This is a genomic window from Paenibacillus sp. sgz302164 (genome assembly GCF_056120505.1).
On sequence record NZ_JBVYOL010000039.1, the window covers coordinates 26,279 to 44,985 of the forward strand.

20 protein-coding genes are annotated in these 18,707 nt (G+C 51.4%); 16 read left to right on the forward strand and 4 right to left on the reverse strand.

Annotated features, from left to right (window positions below; translation table 11 throughout):
• The first annotated feature begins 22 nt into the window (after positions 1-22).
• The 4 genes from AC0LWT_RS35860 to abc-f all read left to right on the forward strand — a co-directional run bounded on the left by AC0LWT_RS35860 (position 23) and on the right by abc-f (position 4,951).
• Positions 23-1,024 (forward strand): CobW family GTP-binding protein, encoded by a 1,002-nt coding sequence (locus tag AC0LWT_RS35860; RefSeq protein ID WP_474686605.1) that lies wholly within the window; start codon positions 23-25, stop codon positions 1,022-1,024.
• Between the two features lie 1,085 nt (positions 1,025-2,109).
• Positions 2,110-2,310 (forward strand): hypothetical protein, encoded by a 201-nt coding sequence (locus tag AC0LWT_RS35865; RefSeq protein WP_474686606.1) that lies wholly within the window; start codon positions 2,110-2,112, stop codon positions 2,308-2,310.
• A gap of 28 nt (positions 2,311-2,338) precedes the next feature.
• Positions 2,339-2,797 (forward strand): Fur family transcriptional regulator, encoded by a 459-nt coding sequence (locus AC0LWT_RS35870; protein ID WP_474686607.1) that lies wholly within the window; start codon positions 2,339-2,341, stop codon positions 2,795-2,797.
• A 309-nt stretch (positions 2,798-3,106) separates the two neighbouring features.
• Positions 3,107-4,951, forward strand: coding sequence for a ribosomal protection-like ABC-F family protein (abc-f, locus tag AC0LWT_RS35875; RefSeq protein WP_474686608.1), 1,845 nt, complete (start codon positions 3,107-3,109; stop codon positions 4,949-4,951).
• 43 nt (positions 4,952-4,994) lie between these two features.
• On the opposite strand, the gene AC0LWT_RS35880 is transcribed toward abc-f, so the two are convergent.
• The gene (locus tag AC0LWT_RS35880) at positions 4,995-6,059 is read right to left on the reverse strand and encodes a polysaccharide deacetylase family protein (RefSeq protein WP_474686609.1); all 1,065 of its coding nucleotides are present in this window, start codon (positions 6,057-6,059) and stop codon (positions 4,995-4,997) included.
• 196 nt (positions 6,060-6,255) lie between these two features.
• On the opposite strand from AC0LWT_RS35880, the gene AC0LWT_RS35885 reads away from it, so the two are divergent.
• A complete protein-coding gene (locus AC0LWT_RS35885) occupies positions 6,256-7,293 on the forward strand; it encodes a WD40/YVTN/BNR-like repeat-containing protein (protein WP_474686610.1) in 1,038 nt (345 codons plus the stop codon).
• Positions 7,294-7,295: 2 nt separating this feature from the next.
• Here AC0LWT_RS35885 and AC0LWT_RS35890 read toward each other — a convergent pair whose 3' ends face one another.
• Complete coding sequence (locus tag AC0LWT_RS35890) at positions 7,296-7,793, reverse strand: GNAT family N-acetyltransferase (protein ID WP_474686611.1); 498 nt, start codon at positions 7,791-7,793, stop codon at positions 7,296-7,298.
• A gap of 524 nt (positions 7,794-8,317) precedes the next feature.
• Here AC0LWT_RS35890 and AC0LWT_RS35895 point away from each other — a divergent pair.
• The 8 genes from AC0LWT_RS35895 to AC0LWT_RS35930 all read left to right on the forward strand — a co-directional run bounded on the left by AC0LWT_RS35895 (position 8,318) and on the right by AC0LWT_RS35930 (position 15,697).
• Positions 8,318-8,455 carry a hypothetical protein gene (locus AC0LWT_RS35895; protein WP_474686612.1) on the forward strand — a complete coding sequence of 46 codons (138 nt, stop codon included), beginning with the start codon at positions 8,318-8,320 and terminating at the stop codon, positions 8,453-8,455.
• Positions 8,452-8,820, forward strand: coding sequence for a PfkB family carbohydrate kinase (locus AC0LWT_RS35900; RefSeq protein ID WP_474686613.1), 369 nt, complete (start codon positions 8,452-8,454; stop codon positions 8,818-8,820). The genes AC0LWT_RS35895 and AC0LWT_RS35900 overlap by 4 nt, the downstream gene beginning before the upstream one ends.
• A complete protein-coding gene (locus AC0LWT_RS35905) occupies positions 8,817-9,101 on the forward strand; it encodes a hypothetical protein (RefSeq protein WP_474686614.1) in 285 nt (94 codons plus the stop codon). Before AC0LWT_RS35900 ends, AC0LWT_RS35905 begins: the two co-directional genes overlap by 4 nt.
• Positions 9,102-9,220: 119 nt before the next feature.
• Positions 9,221-9,871 (forward strand): gluconate 2-dehydrogenase subunit 3 family protein, encoded by a 651-nt coding sequence (locus AC0LWT_RS35910; protein WP_474686615.1) that lies wholly within the window; start codon positions 9,221-9,223, stop codon positions 9,869-9,871.
• Complete coding sequence (locus AC0LWT_RS35915; protein ID WP_474686616.1) at positions 9,864-11,570, forward strand: GMC family oxidoreductase N-terminal domain-containing protein; 1,707 nt, start codon at positions 9,864-9,866, stop codon at positions 11,568-11,570. The genes AC0LWT_RS35910 and AC0LWT_RS35915 overlap by 8 nt, the downstream gene beginning before the upstream one ends.
• Before the next feature lie 292 nt (positions 11,571-11,862).
• Positions 11,863-13,401, forward strand: a complete 1,539-nt coding sequence (locus AC0LWT_RS35920; RefSeq protein ID WP_474686617.1) for a spore germination protein — start codon at positions 11,863-11,865, stop codon at positions 13,399-13,401.
• Positions 13,398-14,567, forward strand: coding sequence for a Ger(x)C family spore germination protein (locus tag AC0LWT_RS35925; protein ID WP_474686618.1), 1,170 nt, complete (start codon positions 13,398-13,400; stop codon positions 14,565-14,567). Before AC0LWT_RS35920 ends, AC0LWT_RS35925 begins: the two co-directional genes overlap by 4 nt.
• Positions 14,568-14,599: 32 nt before the next feature.
• A complete protein-coding gene (locus AC0LWT_RS35930) occupies positions 14,600-15,697 on the forward strand; it encodes a GerAB/ArcD/ProY family transporter (RefSeq protein WP_474686619.1) in 1,098 nt (365 codons plus the stop codon).
• 48 nt (positions 15,698-15,745) lie between these two features.
• On the opposite strand, the gene AC0LWT_RS35935 is transcribed toward AC0LWT_RS35930, so the two are convergent.
• A complete protein-coding gene (locus AC0LWT_RS35935; protein WP_474686620.1) occupies positions 15,746-15,919 on the reverse strand; it encodes a hypothetical protein in 174 nt (57 codons plus the stop codon).
• Positions 15,920-16,156: 237 nt separating this feature from the next.
• Between AC0LWT_RS35935 and AC0LWT_RS35940 the strand changes: the two genes are divergently transcribed.
• Positions 16,157-16,906, forward strand: coding sequence for a DUF1906 domain-containing protein (locus AC0LWT_RS35940; RefSeq protein WP_474686621.1), 750 nt, complete (start codon positions 16,157-16,159; stop codon positions 16,904-16,906).
• 153 nt (positions 16,907-17,059) lie between these two features.
• Here AC0LWT_RS35940 and AC0LWT_RS35945 read toward each other — a convergent pair whose 3' ends face one another.
• Complete coding sequence (locus tag AC0LWT_RS35945) at positions 17,060-17,386, reverse strand: hypothetical protein (protein ID WP_474686622.1); 327 nt, start codon at positions 17,384-17,386, stop codon at positions 17,060-17,062.
• A 222-nt stretch (positions 17,387-17,608) separates the two neighbouring features.
• On the opposite strand from AC0LWT_RS35945, the gene rsmD reads away from it, so the two are divergent.
• Positions 17,609-18,163, forward strand: a complete 555-nt coding sequence (gene rsmD / locus AC0LWT_RS35950; RefSeq protein WP_474686623.1) for a 16S rRNA (guanine(966)-N(2))-methyltransferase RsmD — start codon at positions 17,609-17,611, stop codon at positions 18,161-18,163.
• Positions 18,164-18,187: 24 nt separating this feature from the next.
• Complete coding sequence (gene coaD / locus AC0LWT_RS35955; RefSeq protein ID WP_474686624.1) at positions 18,188-18,691, forward strand: pantetheine-phosphate adenylyltransferase; 504 nt, start codon at positions 18,188-18,190, stop codon at positions 18,689-18,691.
• The last annotated feature ends 16 nt before the right edge of the window (positions 18,692-18,707 follow it).

Consider the following 18,707-nt stretch of genomic DNA (forward strand, 5'->3'; position numbering starts at 1 on the left):
CACCGAGGGGGAAGCGGCTGACATGACAAGGAAAAGAGCCAGCGTATTCGTTTTGTCGGGATTTCTGGGAAGCGGCAAGACGACATTATTGAAGCAAGCCATTCATTATTTTCAAGAATCGGGCCGCAAGCCCGCAGTCGTTATGAACGAGATCGGCGAGGTAAATTTGGACGGCCAGTTCATGGATGCCGAAGTTCCGATGGCCGAGCTGCTAGGGGGCTGTATTTGCTGCTCGAGCCGCGGCGATCTGGCCGTTTCGCTTCAGGATCTCATCGCCGGGGAGAAGCCTGACTTGATTTTCATCGAGTCTACGGGCATCGCCAATCCGATGGAAATATTGGACGAGGTTACGGATGCGTCCATGGTCCTCCCGGTGGAGCTGAAAGCCGTCATCACCGTCGTCGACGCGCCGCAGCTGCTGCAGCTAAGCCGTACCAGCAGAGGCAAAACGTTCCGCCTCATGCAGGAGCAAATACGGTGCGCGAATATGCTGCTGTTGAATAAAACTGACCTTTTGCCGCCGCAAGAGCTGCAGGAGGCGGAAGCGCTGGTGAACGAGTGGAACCCGTATGCGGCAAAAGTGTACACGGTATTCAGCCACATCGATATGGGGCTGCTCGAAGCTATGGAAGCGGACAGTGCTGAAAAGCCGGCACCGGAGCCGCAGATGAACGCCGGCGAATCCGGCCATAGCGGCAGCCATCATCACCATCACCATCATCATCACCATTCGCATGATCATGTGATGGCGTACACGCATTTTTTCGAGCATGCGGTAGATAGCGGCGCTTTTGAGCAGTTCGTCAGCAAGCTGCCGGCGGAAGTGTACCGCGCCAAAGGAATTCTCAGCTTCTCGGATACGGCGAGCCGGTTCATGTTTCAATTTGCCTATCGGGAAATGGATTTCGTCAAAATAACGCCGAAGGGCGAAGTGCCTGACGTAGCCGTATTCATCGGCGAAAATTTCTCCAAAGAAGCGGTAAGATCGGCACTGCTGGAACTTGAACGGGCCGGCGAGGTTTGAAAAACATAAATAGCGCGATCAAAATCACCGGCTTAGCCGGTGGCATCCATCAGCCCTATAAGGGCATGTTACATGCAAGCGCCGCTAAGGCGCACTGAAAGTCTGCCAACCGCGTGCTGCCTCGTTACCACGGGTAAGCCCCTGAAAAGGGGCCTCTTTACCGCCCTTTTTCACCGACTCACCTGTAAACAGGTTCGCGAATCATTTGGGTTCGTCGTCCGCCTAGCGACAGACAGGATGGGGATGTTCGGCACATGCAGGCTGGCGTGCTAGATATCCAATCGGCTGCGTCGGGTGGATGCTGTCAGCTGGTTGCCATGAGACGGCCTATTACAGTCCCTTTTGCGCATTCTGTATGATTTTTCGCATACAAAAGTCATCTTTACCGCTGTAGGCATCGATTCTGTTCGATTTTTCACATTTATTTTTCGATTTTACGAAATCAGCACAATTTCTGTATGAATTTTCGAACAGATTTCCACGATTCGCAAGTGGTAGCGGTTGGCAGGCCGGCTCCCCTCTATCATTCGAGTTCAGGGTTGTCTACTCCTAGCTATAAGCCTGAACCCTAGTCGAAACGGGGGTTTTCGTAAACAAAATCAAAATCCGGGCCTTGGAGCCCGGATTTGCTTGTTGCGGGTAAAAAAATGCACTAGCCAGCCGTTTGCAAGCAGATGCGCCGCTGCCGCGCCGCCCTGCTGTCCGGTAGCTCCCGGCACAAAAAGCGTTTTGTTCAGAGCAGACCCATTAGTTTCTCTCCTTATGCATGAATAAAGTTCATTCCGGCTGCCCCGGCACCTGGGCAATCGGTACGGTTTGTTGAAATTTTATTTCAAATGTTATATTTACGTATGGAGACACTTGAGATAATAATACTTACGAAAAGTAACGAGGAGATTGCTCCGCAAATAAACGTTCATACAGGACGATCGGTTAGTCTGCTTTATGGTCCGTAGGTTTCCCGGCGCTAACGAACCGGTTTAGCGTTATTCGTCCTTATTTCTTCGTGGCTGTGTTGTAACGAACCTGAGCGTCTTTATGCGGCTCACCGATCGTTCAAACGGACGGTTTACCACGAAATAAGGGTGTCTACGTACTCCATCATTTCCCGGTTGTATTTGCGAAGAAATGCGGACAGCATCAGCATTGCAAAAGCGGGAATGGGGAGAGACAAGGATGACCCGTTCTCGGGAGTAAAAACCGGATTTTTCACGGCAAAAGGGGGAAGCAGCGAAGGCAAAATCGGTTTCTCGCTTGACTCCAATGGGGCATTTGCGGCACTATAGAAGTTAATATTCCATTGATAGAGGAGCAATGCAAGTGGGCACACATGCGCATACCATGGATCAGATGCTGCAAGCTATGTCTCAGCATGGCTGGAGAATAACGGAGCAGCGCAAAAGTTTGGCAACGTTGTTTGCGGAATCGGGGAGTTATTTGTCTCCTAAAGATGTTTATGAATATATGAAGCAAAAATATCCGGGCGTCAGCTTCGATACGGTGTATCGGAATTTGCGTCTGTTAAGCGAAATGGGCGTTTTGGAACAATTTCATTTGGCCGACGGGCTCAAATTTAAAGCAAGCTGCCTTTCGCACCACCACCATCATATGATTTGTGTCAGCTGCGAGAAGACGGTCACTTTCGAATTTTGCCCGATGAAGCATTTGACGGATTTGCCGGACAATTTTGACGTGCAAAGCCACCGTTTTGAAATATTCGGCTATTGCTCGGATTGCAAACCGGCCGCGGCAGGGGCTCCGGTAGAGCACTGAGATCGGGCAAGATGATTATAACGATTTGTTCCCTTGCTTTTTGGCTTGCCGGGAATATATAATGGAGCCAACTTGTAGAACTCGGAGGTACCTTTAGACCGATGAATTAATGATCCCCCATTCATTTTCTGCTAATCGATCGTTCGATGAAAACGGCAGACTCTGCGTAGTACAGTAGAGCGAATGGGATTCGTATGTCTAAAGGGGCGACTGCGCTTCTTTTTCATATGCAATGAAACATTCGTTCTTTCTGACCGCGGCGGCTGCCTGCGGTTTTTTTGTATTTGAATTTAAGGAGGCGGCGAGTCGATGACTTTGCTTATAAAAGCTAAAGATGTTACGAAGGAATTTGCCGGGAAGCCTGTTTTTGAACACGTCGAGCTGGACATTTACGCGGGAGAACGGATTGCGATATACGGGCGCAACGGCTTTGGCAAAACGACGCTGCTCCGCATACTGGCCGGGACCGTGCAGCCGGATCGGGGGAAAGTCGAACGCAGGCTGGGCGTAGAAGAGTGGGGCTGGATGGAGCAGCTTGCCGAGGCTGACGAGGCGATGCCGCTGCTGGCCTACGCCGAGTCGGGCAGCCCGGCCTACTTCGCAGCGAAGCGCGAGCTGAATGAGCTCGAAGAGCGAATGAAGGACGCGCCCGCTGGCGCCATGGAGCGTTTGCTCGCCGAGTACCAGGAGGCGGCAGAGCGATACGCGCAGTTGGACGGCTACCACTGGGAAACCCAAGTGGAGCGAAAGCTGCAGCAGCTCGGGCTCGGGCGCGAGCTGTGGACGATGCCGCTCGGCCGGCTGAGCGGCGGGCAAAAGACGCGCGCGCAGCTGGCGCGTCTGCTGGTGCGCGAGCCGCAGCTGCTGCTGCTCGACGAGCCGACCAACCATCTCGACGCGGAGTCGCTCGATGGGCTCGAAGCATGGCTTCGTGCTTATCCCGGCACCGTCGTCTTCGTCTCGCACGATCGCTATTTCATCGATCGCACGGCAACCGGCCTGTATGAGCTTTCGCCTACAGGCTGCAAAAGATACAATGGCGGGTATTCCGACTACACCCGCCAAAAAGAGCTGGAGCACCGCACGCAGGAGGTGCTCTACCGCAAGCAGCAGCAGCTGCGGGAGCAGCTGGAGGAAAGCATCCGCACGTATCGGCAGTGGTTTCATCAGGGCGAGAAAAACGCCCGGGTGGCCGAGGTGCCGATACAGCGCGGGTATTTCCAGGCGCGGGCCGGCGCGCATGCCGCGCGGATGAACGCGAAGATGAAGGATCTGGAGCGCCTGGAGGCGGAGCGGGTCGAGAAGCCGCGCGAAGCGCCGCAGCTGAAGCTGAAGCTCGGCGCAGGCGAGTTTGCTTCGCACACGCTCGTGCGGCTGGAGCAGGCCGCGTTCGGCTATGGCGGACGCGAGCTGTTCGCGGGGCTCAGCCTTAGCGTCGACAGAGGCGACAGACTGGCCGTGCTCGGTCCTAACGGCGCCGGCAAATCGACGCTGCTCAAGCTGCTCATGCAGCAGCTTGAGCCTGCGGCTGGCCGCGTGTACCAGCACCCGCGAACGGTTCTCGGCTATTTTTCGCAGGAGCTCGACAATTTGGACGATCAGGCCACTTTGCTGGACAGTCTGCTGGCATTGCCTGCGATGACCCAGACGCAAGCCCGGACTATTCTCGGATGCTTCCTGTTTTCCGGCGAAGACGCCCGCAAAAAAATCGGCGATCTGAGCATGGGGGAGCGATGCCGCGCCGCATTTTTGAAATTGTACTTCAGCGGGGCGAATCTTCTGGTGCTTGACGAACCGACGAATTATTTGGATATCGACACGCGGGAGCGGATTGAGCAGGCGCTGCTCAATTTTCCAGGCACTATGGTTTTCGTTTCGCACGACCGCTACCTGATCCGCAAATTGGCGACGAAGCTGCTTTGGTTTGGCCCGGAGTCGCCCCCGGTCTCGTTCGCCGGCACTTACGACGAATACATGGAGTCGCGGAACGAACGCGAACGTTCTCCGGAATTGCTTGAGCGCGACAATGAACGGAGGCGGCTGGAACTGGCTTTAACGCGTCTGATTGGAGAGGAAGCGGGAAGTCCCGAGGCTGCTGACGAACAGCTGCGGCAAATTCGCAGCATCAAATCGAGACTGGCCGAGCTGGATTAAAGCAATAAGCCGGGTGTGCACTTTAGCGATGCACCCCGGCTTTTTATTTGCTTTTGGAAACGTGCAGCAGCTCGGGCACAGTCACAAAGGTATAGCCGTCCGCTTTGAGCTTGCTGATCATCGGGCCGATCGCCTGGACGGTTCCGTTTAAATTTTGGCTGTCAGCTCCTCCGGAATGCTGCAGGATGATGGAGCCCGGCTTCATTTGGCGCATAATGTTGTTAAGCACCTGATTGGTTGTTAAAGATTTCCAGTCCAAAGAATCGACGTTCCAGTTGACGATTAGGTACTGGTGATCGGCAACCCACTTGACCTGTTCTTCATTGATGGCGCCATAAGGAGGGCGGATCAGCTTGGGGGTATACCCGGTTAGACTTCGCAAAACACGCTCCGTCGTTTCGATCTGGCTTTGAAAGCCGTCTACGGACAGCTTGGGCGAATAGGCGTGGTTGTAGGAGTGATTGCCGATAATATGCCCTTCTCTGACGATGCGCCGAACGATGTCAGGGTGGGCCTTGGCCTTGGAACCGACCAGAAAAAAGGTTGCTTTGACATGTTTTTCTTTCAGCGCATCCAGCACCTGCGGGGTAAACCGGGTATCCGGGCCGTCATCGAACGTCAGAGCTGCTTTCTTTTCATTAGCGGAACCGCGAATTTTGAACGTATTCGGATACTTGACGATAAGTTCGGACAAAGAAAGTCTTCTTGCCATGCTTTTTGCTTTCGACTCGGTTTGGTGGACGGGAACCGCAGGCTTTTTCGCGGCTTCGGTTTTTGGCGAAGTCTTTTTCGGTTTGGGTGTTTTCGTCGGCGCCGGGATCGGAGTCGGAGTCGGTACGGCCGATGAACCCGGCTGCGCTTGCGGTGAAGCGGGTAGAGGCGAAGCAGCAGGAAACATGCTTGGCGCTGCCGATCCCGCCGCAGCCGGAGAAGGCTTGGCATAATCGCCCGCTCCCTGGCTGGCGTTAAAAAGGTTGTTTTCGTTCAGGCCGTAAGTTTCGTGCGGGTAGCTCTCGCCATGATACGTTTTGTTTTTCGACGCTCCGCAGCCTGTCGCGAGCAGTATCAGCAGGCAAGCAATGGCAGTCGACTGCAGCGGCTTGGTCATGGCAATCCCTCCAGAGTGATTAATCCCCTTTAGAGTTTGTTGCGACGCCGCATCTTATCCCATGCAATATGCCCCATGCGCCATATGCAAGGGCCGGAGCCGGCTCCTGCGGTGAACCATTTCGCCGGACGCTTCGTCTTTACAAGTACCAAGCCAAGCCAAGCAGCTTCTTTGGCGAAATGGGAGGTTGAAAAACATGGCTGTTCTGTACATGAAAAGTATCATTTTTTTCCTGCTTTTTCTTGTAAGCGCAGGTTGTTCCGTCTACGAACCTTCCAGCTCGGCAGCTGCGAAGGCGATTTCGGCAGAGCCAGTTTCAGCAGAACCGTCTTTTGCCGCACCGGGGCCCGCACTTTCCGTACAAGGTCAATCATCGTCTGATCTCCGCTCCCAAATGAAACCTGCGGACAGTATCGTATTTGCGGATAGCCTTAATGGTTTTGGAATGATGCGCGACGGTGACGCCTACGTGTTTATGCAGACCGATAACGGGGGAGAAACGTGGACGGCCAAATATACTTTTCATCGGGAAACGGCCGTTTACGGGATGTCTTTTTTGAATAAAAAAACAGGCTGGGTGCTGGCAAGCACCGGCAGTTCGGGAACTAATGAATTGCTGCTGACTTCAGACGGGGGCGAGACTTGGGAAGTGATTGCAGGAAATGTGCAGGAGCTTGGCAGCGCGATCGAAAAGCCGTTTTTTCGGTTTTTTGACAGGCAGAACGGATTGATTGCCGTTAATGGAGCCAAGGGGTTTCAGCTTTTGCGGTCGCAGGACGGGGGGCTGACCTGGACGTTGTCGGGCATTCAGCAGCTGCCCAAAGACGGGCGCGGGGTGTTCACCTTCGTATCGCCGACGAATGGATGGTACGCCGCGGCGACTAAAAAAGCAAAGGCTACGGTACTGTACCATACCAACGACGGGGAAAACTGGATCGAAACGGGGAAGCTGAGGGGAGATCAGGAGCCGGCGGCTATCACGTTTTCGGACGCACAGACCGGATGGCTGCTTCTACGCAACCAATCCGGCTCGGGAACGCAAGGATGGTCTTTGCTGCGTACGACGGACGAGGGGCAAACGTGGGTACAGCACTATTTTCCCGCGTCGTTCGATCCTGCTCCGAAAAATGTGTATATGACGGCTGTGCAAACCGACCGCTGCTGGATTATGAGCACGAACGGGCTGTGGCGCTCCTTGAACGGCGGCTTGAACTGGAACCGGCTCGCTTCGTGAATTCAGCCGATTATTTTTTGATAAGTTACGATATCGAGGAATTTGCCCCATTTGAAGCCCACTTCTTTAAAATGCGCGCACTGCGAGTAACCGTGCTTTGCAAATGAGCGGATGCTGCGGGCGTTCTCCGTGCAAATCGTGGCCACAAGCGAATGGAAGCCGTTTTGCGCGGCCACTTGCTCAATAAACTGAAGCGCGGCGCTGCCCACGCCTTTGCCGACACATTGGTGATGCAAATAAATCGTCACTTCGCCGGTGGAATCATAAGCTTGTTTTTTCTTATGCTGCGTCACTTGCACATAGCCCTGCCTGCTGCCATCCTGAACGATCACGTAAGTCCGATACCGCTCGCTGGCAAAAACGACGGATTCCGTAAACTCGTCCAATGTCACGGGCTCCGTATGGAAAGATACCGTCGTATTTATCGCGTAATAATTATAAATATCCATTAGAACCGGAATATCTTCCTCTTCCAGCTGCTTGAAAATGACCTTGTTCATGTTGTTCTTCTCCTTTTGAACTTCATCTTAAAACATATTCTCCGCAGGAAAGAGAATCCCTTTTTGCTTTGTCGTGTAGCCACAAACCGGGCAGCTCGGATATAATAGGCACTAGGAGTGTATCCAATGTTGTTAGGGCAGCCGGAGGGGCGCCCTAATTTCCGGTGCAGCATTTGCGAAGTGTCTTCCCTGCATCGGTTGAAGTGTAGGGGCAAAGTGGCCTTGGAAAGCAGAAAAGCCTGCGAAAGTGCAGGTTTTTGCTAAGGCTGCGGCCCGTTTGACGGAAAAGCCTGCGATTGTGCAGGAATTTTCCGCGAAAATGAGTCTTAGCCCATGATCGTGGCGAAAAGCCTGTACAATTGCAGGAATATGTCGCGGCTTGCTGTATCCATCGAGCAAAAACTGCACTTTTGCAGGTTTTCTTCGTGTGCAGCCAGGCAGATTGTGCACTCGGACCGGGCGTGTAGGTTTATGCGGGCAGATGGGCTGCCGGCATGCGAGTTTGCAAGGGGGAGCGAAACGTTTTGAAACAACCTACAATCGTTGTGGTCGGCAGCTTTAATATGGATATGGTCGTCAGCGCCGAGCGGATGCCGCGTATCGGAGAGACGATTACCGGACAGTACATCCGGTATGTGCCCGGCGGATTCCGGTCAAATTGAATCCTGCGCCGGCCCGGGAGCTTTCCGATTCGCTGCTTCAATCGATCGATGTTTTGACGCCTAACGAAACGGAGTTCGAGCAGTTGTCCGGGCACTCCATTGAGCATATTAATGAAGAGGAGCTCGCCGGGCAGCTGCTTGCCTGGGAACGCAAGCACGGGCATCGGGTATGCCTGACACGCGGAAAAGCAGGCTGCTCGTTTGTGCAGGACGGCAAGCTGGTCACGCTTCCCGCGCCGGCGGTTGACGTTGTCGATACTACGGGCGCGGGAGATGCGTTCAACGCGGCGCTTTCCTACGGATTATGCTGCGGATGGACGTTCGAACAGCCGGCATATAGAAGCAAGATGGGGGGATTGGCATGACAGGGAATATGAGCTATATTTTGGCCATCGCAGTCGGCATCATCGTTCTGGCTGTTCTGACCTTGATGAATTTCCGGAAAATGAGCCGCACGAAGGCCGATCTGACGATGCTGAAAAAAAGAACGCTGCTTTGGACGGAAATTTCTTTGGCGCTTTTTTTGATCCAATTGTTTTTTCGCAAGGAGGACATGGGATTTCTGGTGTTTTTCGGTTTGTTGACCTTGTTTACGGGCGCGCATTATTTGGGTGTCCGCTACTATTCGAAACGGCAGTCCGGGTAAGCGGCAAAGCCAAATCCGTAAGCTGCCTCCGGAACAACAAAAATAACGAATAATGTATGAATCCTTAAAATAAACTGGATATGATCAGGGAAATCCCGGTTGTGACGAGGAGGACTCCAATGAATCCGGTTCATGCATATGATTCATACGCAGATTTACTCACGATTTCAACGTTTAAAGCGCTGGTTGAAGCGATCGTTCCGTATACTCCCATGTTTGGAGCGGAACAGGCGGCAGGTGCGGCGGAATTGGATATTCAAGGGTATATGGTTTGGGAATTGAACCATAATCTTTCACTTTTTTTGGGAACTCATTTAACCGGAGTTCCCTTAGCTTCGTCCACCGCCGAACTGCTGAATGCCGGAGCAGCCCAGTTTATTGCGTCCGGCCAAGCGCAAGATCCTCTCCATTTTGCAGTCTGGGAGGACGGATCTTTCGCCGGTCTCTCGCCCCGCGACCGCATTCGGGTATTGGCGATGCTGGAGCAGCTCGATGTCGATCTGGGAAGCTTGCCGCCCCCGTACAAAGACGACGGAGGATTCGTCAAATACATCGTGGATTTTTTGGTTCGGATGACGATGTTCGGTTATTATTCGGAATGGTCCGCTTACGGTTCGACACGTTTGAATACGCCGACTCAGCGGAGGCTGGAGTATTTTCCGATCAGTTGGAGGCAGGTCGGGTATCCGGGCGTATCCAAAGGCTATCGCGCCCTTCGCGGTTATTTATTGACAATCGTACGCGGAGAAGGAGGGAGCCCGAATGCTTGATGCCGATGTGATCGTAATCGGATCCGGAGGCGGAGGCGCCGTCGCGGCCAAGGAGCTTGGAGAAAAAGGACTGAAGGTGTTGGTTCTGGAAGCGGGGCCCTGGTATGGCAACGGCAAATGGCCGAACCCCAATGCCGAACGCGGCGCGGAGTCGAGCTCCAGTTACGCCGATCTGGATGTGAAGCTGTATAAACAGATTTATAACTCGTATGAAAACAACATAAACGACGGAATATCAGGCGTATTCCGCTTCGGACCGGCCGACCGCCGCCGTACGCCCTGGCACCGGGTTTTGCCTCAGAAAGGCGATATTTGGCAGCTTGCCGGCGTCGGAGGAACGACGCAGCATTACTGGTCGCAGTCGCCGCGCGCTTTTCCTATTGCCGTCGATAACGTCTGGCCAATCAGCTACCGGGAGCTCATTCCGTATTACGAAAAAGCTGAAGCTACATTGCCCGTTCAGTTTGCGGCGGCGGCTCCGAAAGAGGAACTCTTTTTCTACGGGGCTAAAAAGGCAGGATGGTCTTTGATTCCGACTCTTGATGTCGTAAACCCGGGCTATCGCCCGCATCCCAACGCGATTCTTCGCCCGAACGAGCATCTGATGGACCCGGGCTATACGATGGAGCAGTTATCCGAAATGGAAGGGTGCAGCCTTAGAGGACATTGTGTCAACGGGTGCACGACGGGTCCCACGGTCGACAAAATCGCCAAACGAAGCACTTTGGTCAGCTATGTCCCGCTTGCGCTCAAGACCGGAAATGTTACGATCCGGCCTAATGCCTTCACGATCAAAATTTTGACGAAGCATGATCCAAAAGACGGTCTGTGCGCAAGCGGAGTACAGTTTCGCGATACGTGGACCGGGGAAATCGGCGAGCTTTCGGCGAAAGTTGTCGTGATGGCAGCCGGCTGCATCGAGTCGCCGCGCCTTTGGCTGAACTCCGGGCTGCCCTACAACGAATGGGTGGGGAGAGGTTTAACCAACCATTATTTTGATTGGGTTTCGGGCATATTCGATGAAAAAGTGTTGAACAGCATATTGGGCATTCCGGTGGCCGATCCGTTCGTAGGCAACACCTCGGGAGGCAGAGTCGATATTCCGGGGCTCGGTTCTACGCAAGTTTCCGGTCTGAGTCCCGGATTGTCCGCCTTTATGACCTACGGCTTCAGCGAAGGTGGCTTCAATTCACTGAACCCGCCGGAACCGGGGGCGCCATGGGATATTCGCGGCAGAGCCGTCGGCCCTGAATTGAAGGAGCTGATGTACAACTACCGCAGAACGATGAGCATGCTGATTCTCACGGACGACGAGACTCTGTACCACAACAGGGTGACGGTCGATCCGCTTCTGAAAGACGAGCACGGGCCGGTTCCGGTCATTCACTATACCCCCGGCAAAAAAAGCATACAAAGGCGCGATCAACTGGTCAAATATTCAGCAGAGATTCTTCAGCACGCCGGGGCCAAAAAAATCATTCGATCGGATTTGCCCGCCGGATTTTTTCTCCATATCGAAAGTACGATGCGCATGGGATATGTGACGGATACCAACTGTGAGGCGCAGCAGGTCAAGCGGCTATATATTGCCGACAACAGCGTACATTTCAACGGTATCGGAGGCCCTAATCCGACGCTTACGACGCAGGCGCTGGCGACGCGCACGGCAGAGAAGCTGGCGGATACATATTTCAGTTAAATCAAGCAGGCAGGCCGGGAGTAAATCTCCTGCCTGCCTTTTTGCCGTTCAGCCCTTGGTGACGGAGTAGTAAAGCACAAGCCCCGATAAAGCGATAATAAACAAAAAACCGACGATTTTCCATATGACTCCATTTTTCATTTTTTTCGGCTGCCTTCATTTTTTTATCGTTTGCTTTGTTTTCAGAATTCCGCGAATGGAGGGATTATATACCATGGATAATGATTCATTTTCTGAATGAGTCTATTCCTAGTTGGAAATTTTAATGAATAAAGAAAAGGTGAGAATAGCCATGTTTTTTAAAAGGCTGCTGTCTTGGCGAGCGAGAGAACAGACAGAGAGGTTCAAAACTGAATATGCGATCGAAGGGGACCTGTTCGACAATTTGGACGACAACGAACAATGGTTGAAACAAACATTTAGTCAATGCATGGATCTGAAAATGAGAAGAGTCCAAGCATTCGGTTCGACTCCGTGCCTGTTGGTCTTTTTTCAAGGACTGGTTGATACCGTGCGGTTGGACGAGGAGTTATTAAAACCCCTGTTGCAAAATCGATCGCTGAATTGCGGCGCAGCCTCTCAGATACTGGAAATCATGGAGAGCGAACTGGTTCCCGTTGCAAGCGCGATAATGGTTTCAACGAAGAGTGAGACGGTGCAGCGCATTTCCAGAGGAGAAACCGTTCTGTTGTTGGAATCCGCCAAGCAGGCCATCACGATACATATGAAAGAAGGTCAACTTCATCGTGCACTGAAGGAACCTGAAACGGAGTCGGTCATTCGCGGTCCGCGGGTCGGCTTTATTGAGAACATCCATTCGAATACGGCATTAATTCGCCAGCAAATCCGCACCCCGCAGCTGAAGATAGAGAATATGTCGGTAGGAGCAGTTACGCAAACGGATCTGGTTATTTTATACATGGAACATATCGCTTCACCGGAAATTGTCTGCGAAGTGAAGAAGCGCATCTCGCGAATCGATATGGACAGCGTTCTGGAATCGGGCTACGTGGAAGAAATGATCCGGGATGCGCCCTATTCGCCTTTTCCGGTCATGCATATGACCGAACGGCCGGATACGGTATCAGCTTCCCTTCTGGAAGGGAAGGTGGCGATATTAATTAACGGAACTCCGATGTCTTTGATCGTGCCGGTTACTTTTTGGCATGGATTTCAATCGGCTGAAGATTATTATACAAGCTTCATTTTTTCTACATTTGTTCGATGGCTGCGGTACCTCTTTGGTTTTTTATCCTTGACCTTGCCATCGCTTTTTATTGCCGTTATGACCTTTCATCAGGAAATGATTCCGACAAGCCTGGCTTTAAGTCTTGCTGCCGCAAGAGAACCTGTCCCTTTTCCGACGTTCATGGAAACGCTGCTGATGGAAATAACTTTCGAGGCCATCCGCGAGGCGGGAATACGCCTTCCTCGTCCTGTCGGCCAGACCATTAGTATTGTGGGCGTGCTCGTCATTGGACAAGCTGCCGTTCAGGCAGGAATCGTGTCCACTCCGATCGTCATGATCGTGTCTTTGACGGGAATAGCTTCATTTTTGATTCCCAACACGAATATGAGTCAAGCGATTCGCATTTTACGTTTTCCCCTTATGCTGTTTGCTGGCATGTTCGGCTTGTACGGTTTTATGGCAGTCATGATTGCGCTGCTGATTCATCTTGTGAATCTGCGTTCCTTCGGGGTTCCCTATATGACCCCGGTTGCTCCATTCCATCCATCCGGAATATGGGATGTTATGGGCAGAGCCCCTTGGTGGGTTCTGCACAAGCGCCAGCATCGCGTTCGACCAAAACAGGAGTTGGAGAAACAATGATTCGAATGAAATGGTGTCAAGCGGCGGTCCTTTTCCTTTGTCTCACTTTATTTACAGGCTGTTGGGACAGGACCGAACTTAATGATCTTGCGCTTGTCGTAGCCAGCGGCATGGATCTTGTCGAGAACGGGCAAGTAGAGTTTACTTTTCAGATTGCCGTGCCTTCAGCTCCGACCGGCTTGATGGGGAGCGGGGGGAAAAACAAAAAGTCTGTTCTGGTCGTCTCGGAGATGGGGAAGGACGGTTCGGATGTGCTTGCCAAGCTGCAGCAGCGATTGTCCCGGAAAATCTCTTTAGGCCACAGGTCGGTTACGATTATAGGTGAAAAATACGCCAGACACAGGCTGGACCAGATCATGGATATATTTTTGCGTTCGCCCGACAGCCGGTATTCCGTTTATTTATTGACCGCGCATGGAACGTCCGCCAAGGACATTTTGAAGGCTCCATATTTGCTGGAAACCATCCCCGGTACCGCCATCAGAAAAATGCAATCCAGCCGCATCAGCCTGTCCCTGAAAGTAGACGAGTTTCTGAACGCCATGTCTTCATTTGGGAGATCACCGGTTACAGGAGCGATCCGGCTGAGTGACAGTAAGAATGCGGATGCTCCATTCGTGATTAACGAAGCGGCCGTGTACCGCGATAATCAGTTGGCCGGATTTTTGACGGAAGAAGAAGTAAGGGCATTGCAGTGGTGGAGAGGAGAGCTTAAGAACGTCAATATAACCGCACAGGTTGAGCCGCCGGACAAAGATTTTAAGGGAACAGCCGACATGATTGTCTTGAAGGGCCGTACGGCTATAAGCACGAAGGTTAAAGACAACATGCCGGAAGTAACGGCTATTTTTAAGGTGAAAGGAAGAGTATTGGAGAACGATACCAGGCTGGATTTGAGCAAGGCCGAAAATTTAAAACGTATCGAAAGCAAAATATCCGATGATCTGAAAAAACAAATCGTCAGCACATTCAATCGCGTACAGAAACAATTGAAATCGGATATTTTCGGTTTAGGCGAAGAAATCCATATCCGTCATGCCGCTTATTGGAAAAACAACAAGAGCCGCTGGAACGAAATCTATCCGCAGGTTCCGGTTCACATCGAGGTTCAGGTCGCAATTGAGCGCGTCGGCAGAACTCAGGCGCCTGCGAACCTGAAGAAATAGAATAATGAATCGTGAGAAGAGGGTTGTCAAGGATGAAAATAACCGGCCTTCAAGTTTTCTGGATGATCACTATCATGGAGTTGGGAATGACTTTATTGATGACGTTTACGCCCAGTCAGCAAGCAGCGAAGCAAGATGCATGGCTGTCTGTTCTTATCGCCGGAAGCATCGCATTATTGGCTGCAGTAATTACAACCAAGCTTGTGCGTCTTCATCCGGATCAGACCTTCGTACAATTCAGTCAAACGACTATGGGAAAATGGATCGGCAAGATCGTCATCGTTATTTATCTTGTCCAGTGGTATACCATCATTCCCATCGTCCTGCGCCAATTCAGCGATCTGCTGCGGATTTTGCTCTTTCATGAAACGCCGACAATAATCATTGTTATCATTATGATCCTGCTTACCGTGTATGTGACCTATTCCGGGGGGATCGACGGGATCGGACGCTGCAGTGAAATTTTAGGTCCCCTGATTATTATCATGGTATTGCTGGTTCTCGCTACAAGCATTCCCAACATTTATTTCAAGAATCTGAGGCCGTTTTATGCAGACAGCGGGCTTATGGCCATCTTCAAGGGGGCGCTGCCGCCTGCATCTTATCTTGGACATGCGGTTGAATTCGTTATGCTCTCAACGTTTCTCTTTTCTCCGCACAAGGGAGCGCCCTACGTCATTTGGGGTGTGGTAGTAGCATGGCTCTGTACGCTGTTATCGATGATCATGGTCATTATGACGGTAGGCGTCAATCTCACATCCAAAATGTGGTATCCTTTTTTCGAAATGACCAAAAAAATATCTATTTTTGGATTTATAGAAAATTTGGACGCGATAGCAGTGATCATTTGGATAGCGAGCGTATTCATTAAATTGTCCATTTATATGTTTGTAACCAGCTACGGAACGGCACAATTTTTACAGGTGAAAAATTGGAAGATGATGATTTGGTTTATTGCCCCGGTTGTCATGATCTTTTCGTTATTTCCCCAAAATATTTCCGAAGCGACCGGCAATTATTTGAACAATTATTGGGTTCCGTTCGTGCTGCCCGTCAATATGCTCGGTCTGCCTCTGCTTCTGCTGATCGTCGGAACGATCAAGCAGAGAAACGCCGCAAAGCCGCAATAGCTGGAATCAAGTGGCGGGGCTTTTTTGCATGGCCGCATTTAAAGCCTCCTAGTCATCGTGCCAGCTCTTCGGTCTGGTTTTTGCTTGGGTTGTAAATTTATGGTACCATTTTCTTTTCTTCTTTTGCTCCATAATGGTCCGCAATTGCAGCATCAGAAGTTTAGCCCGGTCTTCGTCTGCATATTTGTTTCTTAATTGTTCGAAAATGTTATGATCCCGCAAATGATCGCCTTCCTTTTCTGACTGACTGCTTAACAGGCGAACGCCTTCATGATAGAACTCCGGATTTTGGCAAACGTATGTTCTGTGACCCATAATATCACAATGAGAAGCGTTAGGGAATGGGTATTTTCCATTTCATGGGGCGTTTTCGGCGAATAGGCGGCTTTGCGCTTGCCGGGCAACCGTCCGCTTCGGGTTTGTCCAACGCTGAATAATGTGAATGAAGGGGAGGTGAAAATGATGGGAAAAGGATTTGATTGTGCAACGCCTTTGACTTCGACTACGGCTCCGATGTTTGCCGGCCAGGGCTATACGTTCGCAGGCCGTTATTTGGCGGAATCCGGTTCATGGAAACGGCTGTCTCCGGAAGAGGCGCAGCAAATTACGAATGCGGGCCTTTATATCGTTTCTTTTTTCGAGCGTTACGGGAATCGGGCCCGCGAAGGAGCGGCGGCAGGCACCGAGGATGGAAAGCTCGCCTTGCAGTACGCGCAGGAAGCCAAGCAGCCGACCGGGTCAACGATCTATTTTGCGGTCGATTACGATGCTCCTTCCACCGACTTCGACGCTATCGAGGCGTATATGAGGGCGGCAGATGCGCGAATTACCGGCTATGAACTGGGGGTATACGGCTCTTACTCGGTCGTTAAAGCGATGAGCGATCGCGGAGTCACAGCGAAGCTTATGCAAACTTATGCATGGAGCTACAGCCAGAAGTTCGATTCAATCAGCATTTATCAATATCAAAATGACGTTACCGTCAACGGAGTTGCAGTCGATTTGAACGAATCCAACGGAAATGCAGGGGGGTGGAAAGTAGGCATGGCTATTCAACAAACGGCTTCGCTGGATGCCGGCGTAGCTCAGACTGTCATTAATACCTGGATTTCTCCGGCTTGGCATGCAACGAGCGACCAGCAGCAAAAAGATTACCTGCATTGGCTGGCCAATCAGCTTCGAATCGCGTCCGGGCTGCCGCAGGAATGACGCGGGCATTTCTATTGAAACTGCCGAATATTTATAAAATGTTAAAAATAGATTCAGCTTATTTTAAGATTCAGAGCGTATATTTAGTCTCAGACCCCCCTTTAAATATATGTTTTTTCCCGCCAAAAGGCGGGTATTTTTTTATATGACAATTCACGCTCTTGTCCAAGCAAAAAAACGCGATTTACATAGAATAACAGTGTAATACAAGAATTTATCATGAAAGGAGTGCTTGAATATGGCAGTTGCAGTTGGAGATGGAATTCGTAGAAACAGAGCGGTAGAAATTTTGGTGCTCTTCATCCTGTTGGTTATTATTACTACAGCATTTTGTTGGTAAGGTTTTCGGCAGCGTAGCAGTTTAAGCTCCTCAACACCAGGTATCGGCGGCGAGCCGATATCGAAAAACGCCTCCGAACCCACTTCTTGCAAGTGGAGGAGGCGTTTTTTCGTATCCGGAAAAATATAAACGGCGGTCATTTGCATGACCGCCTCATGGGAGAGGAGAAACCGGACGAAGAGCTTATGGGGAAACGTAAGTCTTCTCCGCGGTTGTCTACGACATTCTCAGATGTCGATAATTCAAGGATGACCGTTTTCAAGAAAATTTATACATGATGCAGACAAATTTTTTGTTTCCGCCCGAAGGTTGTGGTACGATAGCAACATAAATGAACCGGCAAGAAGGGGAACTACGAGAGCATGAGAGTCATTTCAGGCAGCGCCAAAGGCAGGGCGCTAAAGGCCGTACCGGGTATGAGCACGAGGCCCACGACGGACAAGGTGAAGGAAGCGATCTTCAGCATGATCGGGCCTTACTTTGACGGCGGGCAGGTGCTCGATCTGTTTGCAGGTACGGGAGGTTTGGGAATCGAAGCTTTAAGCCGCGGCATGAGCAGAGCGGTTTTTATTGATGTGGAGAAAAAAAGCGTCGATACGGTGCTTCACAATTTGCAGGCGGCCGGACTGAAGGAGCAGGCGGAAGTATTCCGCAACGATGCGGTCCGCGCGCTGAAGGCGCTGGCGAAAAGAGAACGGCAGTTTGAATTGGTTTTTCTCGATCCGCCTTACAAAATGAAGGCGATTGCCGAACTGATCACGGCGATGGAAGATCAGGGGCTGCTGGCATCGCAGGCGGCTATCGTGGTCGAACATGATGCGGAGGATGTGCTGGCCGAGACGATAGGCGGCATGGAGCAGCAGCGCCGGGCGGAATACGGCGATACGGCTGTGACGATATACAGCCGGACCTCGTAGACAAATGAAGGAGAGATGAGCATCATGAAGAGGCAAGAACACGGCATTACGGTAGCGGTGTATCCGGGCAGTTTCGATCCCGTTACTTACGGTCATCTTGATATTATACATAGAGCGGCGAAAGTGTTCGACAAACTGATCGTAGCGGTGCTGAATAACACGTCCAAAAATCCGCTGTTTCCGATCGAAGAACGGATGGACCTTATCAAAACGGTAACGAGAGATTTGCCGAATGTGGAAGTGGACGGCTTCCGCGATCTTTTGATCAATTATATGAAACAAAAAGATGTGAACCTCATCGTCAGAGGGCTCAGAGCGGTATCCGATTTTGAATACGAGCTGCAAATGGCTTCGACCAACCACAAATTAAATGAAGATGTCGAAACGTTTTTCATGACGTCCAAGCCGAAATATTCGTATTTAAGCTCCAGTATCGTCAAAGAGATCGCCAGATTCAACGGTCCGGTCGGAGATTTGGTTCCGCCGGAGGTGGAAGAAGCGTTGAAGATTAAATTTCCGGCGATATGAACGAAACCCGCCGTAT

Coding starts and splice junctions, on each gene's coding strand:
- AC0LWT_RS35860 (WP_474686605.1), top strand. CDS start 23: ATGACAAGGAAAAGAGCCAGCGTATTCGTTTTGTCGGGATTTCTGGGA.
- AC0LWT_RS35870 (WP_474686607.1), top strand. CDS start 2,339: ATGCAAGTGGGCACACATGCGCATACCATGGATCAGATGCTGCAAGCT.
- abc-f (WP_474686608.1), top strand. CDS start 3,107: ATGACTTTGCTTATAAAAGCTAAAGATGTTACGAAGGAATTTGCCGGG.
- AC0LWT_RS35880 (WP_474686609.1), bottom strand. CDS start 6,059: ATGACCAAGCCGCTGCAGTCGACTGCCATTGCTTGCCTGCTGATACTG.
- AC0LWT_RS35885 (WP_474686610.1), top strand. CDS start 6,256: ATGGCTGTTCTGTACATGAAAAGTATCATTTTTTTCCTGCTTTTTCTT.
- AC0LWT_RS35890 (WP_474686611.1), bottom strand. CDS start 7,793: ATGAACAAGGTCATTTTCAAGCAGCTGGAAGAGGAAGATATTCCGGTT.
- AC0LWT_RS35905 (WP_474686614.1), top strand. CDS start 8,817: ATGACAGGGAATATGAGCTATATTTTGGCCATCGCAGTCGGCATCATC.
- AC0LWT_RS35910 (WP_474686615.1), top strand. CDS start 9,221: ATGAATCCGGTTCATGCATATGATTCATACGCAGATTTACTCACGATT.
- AC0LWT_RS35915 (WP_474686616.1), top strand. CDS start 9,864: ATGCTTGATGCCGATGTGATCGTAATCGGATCCGGAGGCGGAGGCGCC.
- AC0LWT_RS35920 (WP_474686617.1), top strand. CDS start 11,863: ATGTTTTTTAAAAGGCTGCTGTCTTGGCGAGCGAGAGAACAGACAGAG.
- AC0LWT_RS35925 (WP_474686618.1), top strand. CDS start 13,398: ATGATTCGAATGAAATGGTGTCAAGCGGCGGTCCTTTTCCTTTGTCTC.
- AC0LWT_RS35930 (WP_474686619.1), top strand. CDS start 14,600: ATGAAAATAACCGGCCTTCAAGTTTTCTGGATGATCACTATCATGGAG.
- AC0LWT_RS35940 (WP_474686621.1), top strand. CDS start 16,157: ATGATGGGAAAAGGATTTGATTGTGCAACGCCTTTGACTTCGACTACG.
- AC0LWT_RS35945 (WP_474686622.1), bottom strand. CDS start 17,386: ATGACCGCCGTTTATATTTTTCCGGATACGAAAAAACGCCTCCTCCAC.
- rsmD (WP_474686623.1), top strand. CDS start 17,609: ATGAGAGTCATTTCAGGCAGCGCCAAAGGCAGGGCGCTAAAGGCCGTA.
- coaD (WP_474686624.1), top strand. CDS start 18,188: ATGAAGAGGCAAGAACACGGCATTACGGTAGCGGTGTATCCGGGCAGT.